7 protein-coding genes are annotated in these 12,326 nt (G+C 39.0%); all 7 read right to left on the bottom strand.

Features of this window, described 5'->3' with window-relative positions; translation table 11 throughout:
• A partial coding sequence (locus AC00Y6_RS14135) for an Ig-like domain-containing protein (RefSeq protein WP_474491257.1) occupies positions 1 to 1,301 on the bottom strand: 1,301 nt, incomplete at its 3' end.
• Between the two features lie 80 nt (positions 1,302 to 1,381).
• Positions 1,382 to 1,528, bottom strand: a complete 147-nt coding sequence (locus AC00Y6_RS14130) for a hypothetical protein (RefSeq protein WP_474491256.1) — start codon at positions 1,526 to 1,528, stop codon at positions 1,382 to 1,384.
• 910 nt (positions 1,529 to 2,438) lie between these two features.
• A complete protein-coding gene (locus AC00Y6_RS14125) occupies positions 2,439 to 4,514 on the bottom strand; it encodes a M3 family metallopeptidase (RefSeq protein ID WP_474491259.1) in 2,076 nt (691 codons plus the stop codon).
• Positions 4,515 to 4,689: 175 nt separating this feature from the next.
• A complete protein-coding gene (gene fabV / locus AC00Y6_RS14120) occupies positions 4,690 to 5,892 on the bottom strand; it encodes an enoyl-ACP reductase FabV (protein WP_474491255.1) in 1,203 nt (400 codons plus the stop codon).
• A 71-nt stretch (positions 5,893 to 5,963) separates the two neighbouring features.
• Entirely contained in the window at positions 5,964 to 8,060 is a 2,097-nt protein-coding gene (locus AC00Y6_RS14115) for a type IA DNA topoisomerase (protein WP_474491254.1), read from the bottom strand.
• A 412-nt stretch (positions 8,061 to 8,472) separates the two neighbouring features.
• On the bottom strand, positions 8,473 to 9,759 hold the full coding sequence (locus tag AC00Y6_RS14110) for a TolC family protein (RefSeq protein WP_474491253.1): 1,287 nt from the start codon (positions 9,757 to 9,759) through the stop codon (positions 8,473 to 8,475).
• Positions 9,760 to 9,831: 72 nt separating this feature from the next.
• A complete protein-coding gene (locus AC00Y6_RS14105; protein WP_474491252.1) occupies positions 9,832 to 12,273 on the bottom strand; it encodes an ABC transporter permease in 2,442 nt (813 codons plus the stop codon).
• Positions 12,274 to 12,326: the final 53 nt, after the last annotated feature.

The following is a 12,326-nucleotide window of genomic DNA, read 5'->3' as shown; positions in this document are numbered from 1 at the left end:
TCTCCATCCGAGTCTAAGTCGAGATAATTTGGAATTCCGTCGCCATCATTATCGGCCGTACCTTCTATAACATCCAGAATACCATCGTTATCATCATCATCATCCATATCATTGGCAATACCGTCGCCATCAGTATCTATCATAATTGTAACATTGGCAGTGCTGCAAAACTGATTGGGATTGGCGCTGTCATTGCTGTAGCATATCTGATAAGGGAATGTAACAGTACCATCGAATGAAGGATCCGGCGTAAAAAGGATATTCCCATAATCAGAGTAAGAAGTTCCCGAAGAAGGATTATTTATAGTCACTTTTCCATGAGCAGGCTGAGCCAGCAATGATACATTAAAATAAGGTACTGTCCCAAAATTAACAAGGTTGTCATTTGAAATTACATTAAAACTAAATGGATCCTGCTGTTTTAATGCATAAGCATCGTCCTTAGCCTGAAAAAGCAGCACGGAATCTTCATTGTAGGAGATGACACCCGGATCACTTGTCCCACTCAATTTATATTTAAGTGCCCTCACAAGAGGTGCCTGCGCCTGCGTAACTCCAAAAGTACTAATATCAACGGAAAAAGCCCTGATATCCCTTGGGGAATTGCTAATTACTGCAGCCCCAGTGGAAGGCCTGTAAAAATCGATATACCATTGGCCTAATTTATCCAAACCATTGAATTGAACATTAACATTGTTCCCTATTTTATTTCCTGAAGCATCTTCAAACCAAAAGGTATCCACACTTCCGCCACTTGGCTGAGCCTGTTGCGTGATGAAGAAGTCAGGTTTCCCATCTCCTATTGCTGATGCCCTAAGCCCCAGTAAGGAAAAAGAGAGCGTCTGCCCTGCCGGTATATTGGTAATGGCAGAACCGATGTCCATGCCCTTGGCACCCCGTACCAACATTTCGGAAATTTTATAATCTGGATACGTAAAGGGTGGCGGTACTTTTGCCACCGAAGTATCTCCATCCCAAGCCGACCCAAATCCAAAATAAAAATCAGAAGGATTTGTAGGAAAGATGATGTCCTGCACAGGTAAAGCCCTGAACCTTGTCTTCTCGTACACTAACCCATGACTATCCAAAGTAGCATTATCAACACCTGTCGCAAAAATTTTGTTATCCGCGGTACGGAACGCGAGCAATTCATTCGGTTTATTAATCGGATTAGAAGCCGACATACCAGTGTTCCAGTATCCGTTAAAATTTGAATAAAGATAGTTCACCGTAATTTGCGCCGACAAACTACGGGTTAAAAATAACAATAATAAGGTAGAGAGAATCAATTTTTGTTTCATACTTTAATAATTTCTATTAATATTGAGGCTGGCCTACTAACATCCGATACAGGACGCATGCCGACTATGCCATTAACAAATTACCATATTTTTAAAACCAGAATCAATGGCCATATCAATCTCGTACCATTCCCAACCTGCGCAACGGCATGACCCCAAAAAGCCAATGCAAGACCGCACACAGACAGCGCCGTGCTACAATTACGGTGGTATCTGTTTATAATCATGTGTTTATCTGTTGATTGCAAAACTAAAACATATCAACTGGGTGGGCAAGAAAATGCTGTTATGTTTGTAGAAAAATGACATCGGTCATTGGGATGTCTACGGCTTATCTTGTTATTTCAATAGCTGACAAAGCCTTCCGGCGCCACCTTTTTGACTTTCCTTATACGATACTTAAGCATGCGCATAGAAAAAGCCGCATTTCTATTGCGTGAAGAACAACTGTCTGTGTCAGAAACCGTTTATTAGCTAGGTTTTTCCAACTTGAGTCATTTTTCAAGGCTATTTGAGAAACATATAGGGATGAAACCGAAGATGTACAATATGAAGAGTAATGAATGAGAGATGAGAAAAACGGAAGCTTCGATTCTGCTCAGCCTGAAAGAGGTTCGCCCTCCTAAAGAAAATAAATTTAAATTTTAAAAGTAATTCTATAGAGCTTATTTCGGAATATCTGCAGGTCTTAATTATTCAATTAAAAATGACTCAGTATTTATTCATGAAAATAGTGAAAAAATTTTATTGGACTCTACAACAAAATAGAATCTTTATCTACCTTAAAAGATGCTTAGAGAAGATGATGCACTGATTATTTTTCAAAGAATATTTTTGGAATTACTAAAAACGAGGATATCTCTGTAAAAAATAATTTCAACAGTCCATCAGAGTTGACCATCACTGGAGATGATATTGTATGGAGTAATATTGATTATTACTACAAAGGCCTATATTAAAATGAGAGAACTTATTGCAAATAAGAAAATAAAGTTCTAACGGAGAATCTTTTAAGATAAAAATCAAGAACAAAACATAAGAATCCCGCCATTTCCTCAATGACGGGATTATTTTTATCAAAAAACTTTTTATAAAGACACTTTTGTAAATGTTTTTATTTCCTTCACATTACAAAGCCTACTGGATAAATCCACGGTTTCTCAAAAGTGGTTTGATATCAGGATCATGACCTGCAAAATCCCGGAACGCTTGGTTAAGATCTACCGAATTACCCACGGACAGGATGTATTTTCGGAATCGGTCACCATTTTCGCGCGTCATGCCACCATGGGATTTGATCCATTCCCAAGCATCATTATCCAGAGTTTCTGACCATAGGTAGGCATAATATCCTGCTGAGTAACCACCGCCCCAGATGTGTGCAAAATACGGAGCATGGTATCTTGGTGGTACTGCCGCAACCTCAAAGCCATTCTGAGCCAAGGCCTTTTTCTCAAAATCGAGAACTGGGATATCTTGACTTTCATCCGTTATAGAATGCCACATCATATCATTCATAGCAGCAGAAACCAGTTCGGTAGTTGCATAACCTTGGTTAAACTTGGATGCCTTTTTGATTTTATCTACCAAAGCTTGAGGAATAGGTTGCTTGGTCTCATAATGCACGGCATAATTTTTTAAAACTTCAGGCTCTAATGCAAAATGTTCATTAATCTGAGAAGGGAATTCTACAAAATCCCTCGGCGTAGCCGTACCTGAGATAGATGGGTATTTTTGACTGGCAAACATGCCGTGGATAGAATGCCCAAACTCATGGAAAACCGTTGTTACATCATCAAACGAAATCAAAGATGGTTTGCCGGCAGCAGGTTTCTGGAAATTGTAAACGTTCACAATAACAGGCTTGGTACCCAGCAAATAAGATTGATTGACAAAATTATTCATCCATGCGCCTCCACTTTTGGAACTGCGTGTGAAAAAATCAAGGTAATAGATCGCCAGGGATTTGCCGTCTTTGTCAAAAACCTCATAGGCCAGTACATCGGGATGGTAAACCGGCAAGTCTGTCCTCTTTTTGAAAGTGATACCGTAGAACTTTTCAGCAGCATAAAAAACACCTTTTTCGAGCACCGTGGTCACTTCAAAATAAGGCTTGATTTGACTATCATCCAGGTCATATTTGGCTTTCCTTACCTGCTCGGAGTAGAAATTCCAGTCCCAAGGCTGTACTTCAAAATTGCCACCCTGTGAATTGATCAGCTCCTGGATTTCTGACTCTTCGCGTTTGGCCGTTTCCACAGCAGGCTGCGATATCTGCTTCATCAGGTTCATAGCTGCTTCGGGGGTTTTGGCCATTTGATCCTGAAGTCGCCATTCGGCAAAACTCTTTTTACCCAAAATCTGAGCTTTTTTCAAACGGAGTTTTACAAGCTGCTGAATGGTTTCACGGGTATCATTCTTATCGCCTTTCTCTGCCCGAAGCCACGACGCTTTAAACAATTTTTCACGCGTTGCCCTGTTCTTAAGATTTTGCAACAATGGCTGCTGGGTTGTATTTTGAAGTGCTAAAAGATACTTGCCCTCTTGCCCTGCAATCTTGGCATCTGCAGCAGCAGCGGCAATCTCATCTGCGGATAGTCCATCCAGTTCTTTAACATCGGAAATCAGCAAACCGCCCTGTTTCCTGGCTTCCAGAAGTTTATTTGAAAATTGCGTTTCAAGCTTGGCAAGCTGCTGATTAACGGCTTTCAGTTCATCTTTTTGCTGCGCAGATAATGCGGCACCGGCAATCTCAAAATTTTGTCGGTAATACTGCAAAAGCCTTTTAGACTCTGCGTCCAAACCTGTATCCTTAATGGCTTTCACACGTTGGTAAAGTTTATCGTTCAGATAAATCTTATCGTTGTGCGAGGCAAAGATGGGAGCATATTCTTCTTCCAGCTGCTGCAATGTAGGGTTGGTATTGGAGCTGGTAAGGTTATAGAATACGATGGTGGCTCTATTGAGGACTTCGCCACTTTTTTCCATCGCCACAATGGTGTTCTCAAATGTAGGTTGAGCGGGATTGTTGGCAATTTTTTCAATTTCCTCGGAATGTTGCTTTAGCCCGAAATCAAAAGCCGGTTTAAAATGTTCATCTTTGATTTTATCAAATTCCGGAGCCTGGTATTGCAGGCTGCTCTTATGAAAAAACGGATTATCTTGCATAGTCTTTTGTTTAGCCACAGTTGTTTTTTTCTGCTGGGCATGCATCACAATCTGGCCGGAACCCAATGTCATACATGCTATAAGTAAGCTTGTTTTTATTTTTTTCATTAATATTTTTTAAAGAATAAAATTAAGGAAACGAATATTAATTATCTTATTTTATTAAAAAAAAACAGATGCCTTGCAGCATCTGTATTCTATAGTAGGTCAGCATCAGAAATTAACCTTCGATACTTGGCACTTTTACATTTTCATTGGCATCTTTTTCATAGTCTACCCCATCGATCTCAAAACCAAACAGGTTGAAAAAATCCTTTCTGTAACCTTCGATATCACTGATTTCCGGTAAAGTTTCGGTGGTCACTTTATCCCAATATTTGGCGACTTCTGCCTGAACGTCTTCTGCCATTTCCCAATCATCCACACGGATTCTTCCTGCTTCATCTAATGGCACTTCGCCACTTTCCGAATACAATCTGTCTGCGAATAAGCGTTGCATTTGCTCAATCGTTCCTTCGTGCGTACCTTTCTCCTTCATCACTTTATAAAGCAGTGAAATATATAACGGAACCACGGGAATCGCCGAGCTGGACTGCGTTACCAATGCTTTATTAACAGAAACATAAGATTTCCCGTGAAGATCTTTCAAATCTTCATTTAGGATAGAAACAGTCGCTTCTAGGTCATTTTTGGCCTGTCCAATCGTTCCGTTTCTGTAAATCGGGAAAGTCAGTTCCGGGCCGATGTATGAATAAGCCACTGTCTTAACGCCTTCTGCCAAAACACCTGCAGTTTTCAGATCTTCGATCCAGAATTTCCAGTCCTCACCGCCCATTACCGCAATGGTATTGGCGATATCTTCTTCATTTTCTACAGGATTAATCGTAATATCAGACACTACACCGGTATGGAAATCCACCGTTTTGTTGGTGAATGGCTGGCCAATCGGTTTAAGGACAGATGCATAAGCAACCCCTGTTTTGGGGTGCGTCCTCCTTGGTGAAGCCAAACTGTAAACCACCAAATCTACCTGACCAAGGTCTTTCTTAATCAAATCGATAGTTTGTTGCTTAACCTCGTCAGAAAAGGCATCGCCGTTGATACTTTTGGCATAGAGACCGGCTGCGTGCGCTTCTTTTTCAAAAGCCGCAGAATTGTACCAGCCTGCTGTTCCCATCTTACCTTCGGATGCTGGTTTTTCAAAGAAAACACCAATGGTTGCAGCACCGGAACCAAAGGCAGCCGTAATCCTGGAGGCAATACCAAAGCCGGTAGATGCACCAATAACCAACACTTTTTTTGGGCCATTTTTGATTTCGCCTTTTGACTTTACATATTCTATCTGATTTTTTACGTTTTGCAGCGCGCCATCCGGATGCGCAGTCAAACAGATAAATCCTCTTGTTCTTGGTTGAATAATCATTATTTAAATTATTTTTAGCATTGCAAATTAAGTAATTTTAGAGACATAAGCAGAAAAGACAGCCTTGTTTCTTATTTGAACCCGATTGAAAAATCGTCATTCAAAATCAAAACACCTTCTTCCTGACCGTTGGTGAAGCCTTTCATTTTGGATGTTTTTGACTTTAGAATCAAGTCCTGTAACTGTTTTTCGGACAGTTTTTTCCCCAATATCTCAAATGGCACTTTAAAACCACAACCTTTGTAATCAGAGCAGCCCACAGCGGTTTTCCCTTTCATCAGATGGTTGATTTTACACTTTGGGCACCTGGTCTCTTCCCAAACAATCTCGGTTTTAACTCTTGGCTTTTTCTCTTTTGGGATTTCCTTTTTCTCCTCCTGAATAATCACTTTCGCCTTTCCATTAATCACTTTTTGAGTTAATTCGGAAACCATTTCTATCAATTCTTCTTTGAACTGGTTTGCTTCGTACTCGCCTTTTTCGATTTTCCGGAGCTTTGATTCCCATTCCCCGGTCAGTTCCGGGCTTTTGAGAAGTTCGTCTTCTATGGTATCGATAAGTTCAATCCCCGTAGGTGTAGCGATGAGATTTTTTCTTTTCTTTTCGATATATTTTCTTTTGAAAAGCGTTTCGATGATATTAGCCCGTGTTGAAGGCCTTCCGATCCCGTTATTCTTCAACATTTCGCGTAATTCCTCATCTTCTACCTGTTTACCGGCCGTTTCCATTGCTCTCAGCAAAGTTGCTTCGGTATAAGGCTTTGGTGGCGAAGTTTTTCCCTGATGAATCAATGGTTCGTGCTCTCCTTTTTCGCCAGCGATGAATTCGGGAATGGTTTGTTCCTCGTCTTTATCTTTTTCGTCCTTTTCTTCTTTTTTATCTTTGGCATAAATCGCTCGCCAACCAGGTTCCAAAATCTGTTTCCCCGAAGCTTTAAACGGGATTGTCCCCACCTGACCTTCCACCAAAGTATTGGAAATTTTACATTCGGGATAAAAAACAGCAATGAAACGTCTTGCCACCAGATCATAAACCAGTTTCTCTTCCCGGCTGAGATTGGATGAAGGCGGAATCTCTGTTGGGATAATGGCGTGGTGATCTGTTACTTTGGTATCATCAAAAACCGCTTTGGTCTTTGGGATAGGATTTGAAAGCAGAGGCGCCGTAAACTCAGTATAGATGGTCATACTCCGCAGAATGCCTGCAATTTTTGGATAAATATTTTCGGATAAATAGGTGGTGTCAACCCTTGGGTAAGTCGTGTATTTTTTTTCGTAAAGGCTTTGGATATAACTCAGGGTTTTCTCGGCAGAGAAACCGTATTTTTTATTGGCTTCTACCTGAAGTCCCGTCAAATCAAACAATCTTGGATTTTTTTCTTTTCCTTCTTTGATTTCGAAAGAGGCAATCTCAAACTGATTTTGTTTGAGATATTCCAGACCTTTTTCGGCTTTTTCTAAAGTTTTTAATCGGTCAATCGATGCACTGAAAAGTACATCCCTATATTTGGTTTTGAGTTCCCAATATTCTTCCTGTGTAAAGGCATCAATCTCTTTCTGACGCTGAACCAGCATTGCCAAAGTGGGTGTCTGAACGCGGCCAATAGACAAAACGCCTTTGTTCCCGCCAAATCTTTTCGTGAATAATCGGGTGGCGTTGATCCCCAGAAGCCAGTCGCCAATAGCTCTAGCATTACCTGCCAGATAAAGGTTTTTGTAATCGTCCGCCGGTTTTAGGTTTTCAAAACCTTCTTTGATTGAATCTTCTGTCAAGGATGATATCCACAGACGCTTCATCGGTTTGTCACATTTGGCTTTTTGCAAAACCCAACGCTGGATGAGTTCCCCTTCTTGCCCGGCATCACCACAGTTAATGACCTCATCGCATTCCTGAACCAGTTTTTCTATGGTCTGAAATTGTTTCTCTACACCATTGTTATCAATCAATTTTATCCCGAAATTTTTGGGAATAATAGGCAAGAAAATCAAATCCCAGGATTTGTAGTGCGACGCGTAATCGTGCGGTTCCTTCAGCGTGCAAAGATGCCCGAAAGTCCAGGTAACGCAATAGCCATTGCCTTCCATATAGCCGCTTTTGGGCATTGTGGCACCCAAAACTTTAGCTATATCGCGGGCAACGCTGGGTTTTTCGGCAATACAAAGTTTCATCTTTTTAACTTTTGAAAGGGAAGCAAAGTTGAGGAAATTTTTAAAATCAGAAAAGTTGTTTTTTTGAAAATAAGTTAATTAAGAATCCTGTTTTGAACACAAAGTTCACAAAGACTTTATTAATGGTTTGAAAATAAGTTAGGGTCACAAAGGCGTAAAACTCAGCAAAGAAAGAAAAGTTAGTTGAAACTTGGGACAAATGTTCTTTGTATTTTAAATCTGCGCCCCGACTTGAACGGAGCTCTTTTTCTGTTATTGCGACTGTACAAAAGTTATAACAGATTGCTTCACTTTGTTCGCAATGACAGAAAAAAGCGGGAGTGGAAGGCGGATAAAGGCGCCCAAATAATAAAAAAATCCCCCCGAGCTTTTAAACTTTGGAAGGATTCGTGAGAAAAAAATAATGTATTTTTTAAAGTCCTGCTTCGAAAACTTTGAGCAATTCGGTCTGCTGAATCACGTCATTTTTACTGTTGATCAGATTATAATTAGCCTGCAACCAATTGTTTCTGACCACGAAAAATGTGTAAGCATCCATCAAACCTTCTTTGTATTTTTCTTCGGATTTTTGGAAGGACAGCTTTTGGTTCTCAAAGTTAGCCTGCAGGAGGTTGTATTTTTCCTGGGCATTCAGGAATTGTGTTTTGATGGAATTGATACTCTGCGTGAGATTATTGATCACAATATCTTTGTCGTAATTGGAATTGATGACATTAAGCTTAGCAATCTCGACGTTGTTTTTCACCTGAAGTTTATTGAAAATAGGGATGTTAAGCATAAAAGACAGTTGCTGGTTTTTGTTGGTTTTGATTTGTTCTGAAAAAGAATCGGCAGGCTGCCCCACGATTTTGTTGTAAAAACTTGACAACGTATAAGAACCGCCAAGTGTGGGCAGATAACCAGATCTGGCCACTTGCACAATTTTTTGCTGTGCTTTGATTTCTGCTGAGACGGTTTGATAAGCGGGGTTTTTCTCCAAAAGGTTTTGGATAAAATCGGCATTGTTAAAATCCGAGTTTGTGAGATTTTCTTCGGGCTTGGCAAACTCCAAAGTGTCTTTTGTAATGGCCAATGCATTGAGAAGGTTGATTTTGGCCAAATCACGCTGATTTTTTGCGGAAACCCATTGCTCCTGCATTGTGCCGAGATTGGCTTTGATGTCGTACACATCACTTTTGGGGCGGTTGCCTATTTCCACTTCTTTCTCGGTCCGTTTGATTTGATCTTCGATTCCCGCGAGTTGCGTTTCCAACACATCCAGCCAGCTTTTGGAATTCTGATAGCTAAAAAACATCTGAATGACATTCAGCCTGACTTCATTCTGTGCCTGTTTCATTTTGAAAACCGAACTTTCTTTATTGATTTTGGACAGAGAAATATTAAGATAGTTCCGCCAGTTCATCAGTTCCCAATTGGCCTGGGCATAGAGATTATCACTTTGCGTATTAATCGCCTCGCGTTGGTTATTCTGTGGATTGATACCATTGCCGAAGTTATAATTATGATTGACTCCCGCATCCACAGACGGCAGCAACATCCCTTTAGCCGCAGAAACCTGCCTTTCGTTTTTCTGAATATTGACTGCAGACTGTTTTACCAACGGATGATTGGCAGAAGCGTAATCTAGGCATTCTTTAAGCGTCCAGCTTTGCTGAGCGGGCAAAAGATTGATTAATAATATGAAGAATAGGTTTTTCATTGTTTTGAGTTAGGTTGGAAGTAGGAAGATGGAAGTCAGTGTGTGAAAACTTCCATCTTCCTCCATTCTGCTTTATTCGTATTTCAGGTATTTAACAAGATTGATTTTGGTCGCGCGGTAAGCTTTTATACTCACGACTAGGAAAGTAAGAGTCAGCAAAAGAACCAAACTCAGCAGATAAGGCCAAACGGGCATATCGATCCGGTAGGAGAAATCTTTCAGCCATTCGTTCATTGCATAATAACCCAACGGCATACTGACTAAAACGGCGATCATACAGATTAATAAAAATCTTTTTGTCAAATCCCAAACGATGGTTTTTTCGTCTGCTCCCAGCGTTTTTTTAATGGCGACATCTTTCAGTTTTTGCTCGATGAGCAGTGATGACAAAGCGAATAATCCTAATAATGCAATGACGAGAACTACAATGTTTAAAGTTGTGAATAAGGTCTGTTGTTTCTGAAATTTCTCGAAAGTTTTAGCGAATTGTTTATCCACAAAATTATAATCATATGGATAGCCTGGTTCTGCTTTGGTGGTCCAGAATTCTTTGATTCGTTCCAAAGTTCCGCTGATATCATTCCCTGAAATTTTTATCTGAAGATTCCCTACATTGTTTTTCACCCAATTTCTGTCATAGTTGAACATTAAAATCGGATCAACTGGCTTATCTACACCAGTAACATAAAAATCTTTAACAACACCTATAATTTTATATTTTTTATTTTTCTCTTCCCAACCAGGTAAAATTTCTTTTCCTAAGGCCTGATGAGGACTCAAACCCATTTTTTTGACAAAAGTTTCATTAGCAATGGTTCCTGAAATTGTGTCAGAAGCATATCTCAAATCGATGTCTCTCCCCGCAACAAATTTCATTTTATAAAATTTGAAAAAATTATAATCGATTCCTCCAACACCAACAAAACCAATATTTTTTGTCGTATCAATAGTATTTTTAACCGATGAAGAATTGATCAATCCATCTCCTATATTAAATACAGAACTTGTAATATCTTCTACCCCCGCAATTTTGGAAACTTCATTTTTTAATCGAAGGTATTTTTTTGAATTAAAATTATTCTGCCAATCCGTTTTTTTGAACTGAATTCTTATCACTTGGTCGCCTTTGAAACCCAAATCTTTGTTCATCATATAACTTACCTGCGTATGAATAATCAAAGAACAAATAATAAAGAATGATGAGATAATGAGCTGTAAAGTCAAAATAGAATTCCTCAACCAGACACCACTTTTGCTTCTTGCAAAATTACCTTTCAGCGTATTGATTGGTTTGAAATTTGAGAGATAAAGTGCCGGAATCAAACCTGATATCAATGAAAAAACAATCAATAGTAGTCCTGTATAAACAAATAGACTTGGGTCATTCAATTTGATTTCTTTGTTAAGAAATTTGTTGTAACTGGGAAGCATAAGTTCCACCATCGCAAAAGCGACAATATAAGCTACGAAACAAATCATAAAAGTTTCCAACAGAAATTGTAAGACCAATCTGGATTTTGAACTTCCTATCACTTTTCTTACACCAACCTCTTTGGCTCTTTGGGAAGCCTGAGCGGTTTTAAGATTAATCAAATTGATTCCTGACAAAAGTAAAATCAACGCCGATAAACTCAGTAAAATCGTTATCGATTTTTTATCACCTTTTTCTACCCCTTCGCTTTTTGCATCCAACTTCATTTTACTCATTGATGTAAGGAAAACCTGAGATTTGTTCTTCTCATCAATTTTTTCGCCCCATTGTTTCATTGCTATTTTTTCATTTTCCCAAAGCAAATCAGTAAGTTTTTTCTCAAGATTCTGAATATCGGTTTCCGCTTTTATTTTAAAATAACCAACATAGCTGTAATTAGTCCATTGTTTATCTTGATCATTTTCTTTCAAAAAATTAGGATGCTTCATCACAAAACCAGGTCTAAAAACGGTATTTGTTACAGGCAATTTATAAACAGCTGTCACAAAATAGGATTTGTTTTGAGAATCGTCTAATTTTAATTCTTTTCCAATACAATTTTTATAATCATCTCCAAAAAGGGTTTTTGCCGTTTCTTCCGAAATGGCGATTTTACCATCGCCATTTACTGCATTTTTAAAATCTCCTGCAATTTTCTCAAAAGGGAAAAATTCAAAAAAGTTATCCGAAACTCTTGCATTACTGGTAAACACAGAATTATTACCAGCCATTAATCTTATCTTGTAGCCATTCCATGTATTATTGACTGCAAAATTTTCTATCTCTGAAAATTTATCTGCGGAAACTGACAGTTCTGGATAACTGGATGTCAACATAAATCCAAATGATGAATTTTTTGTTTCCACGAAATAGATATTATCTTTATTTGGATTCCATTGTTCATAAGATTTTTCATCCTGCCAATGAATGAATACCAGCAGGAAAACACACAAGCCAACACTTAATCCCAAAATATTGATAATGGTTGAGAGCCCGTTTTTCCTGTAATTGATGAATGCTATTTTGAGCCAGTTCTTTAACATAATTGATGAAGGATAGATGATAAATGATTTTTGGTTGGATGAGGGAAGGTGGA

It is taken from the genome of Epilithonimonas sp. (assembly GCF_056329745.1).
Note: the sequence above shows the minus strand (reverse complement) of the source record. Positions and strands in the feature narration are given on the sequence as shown.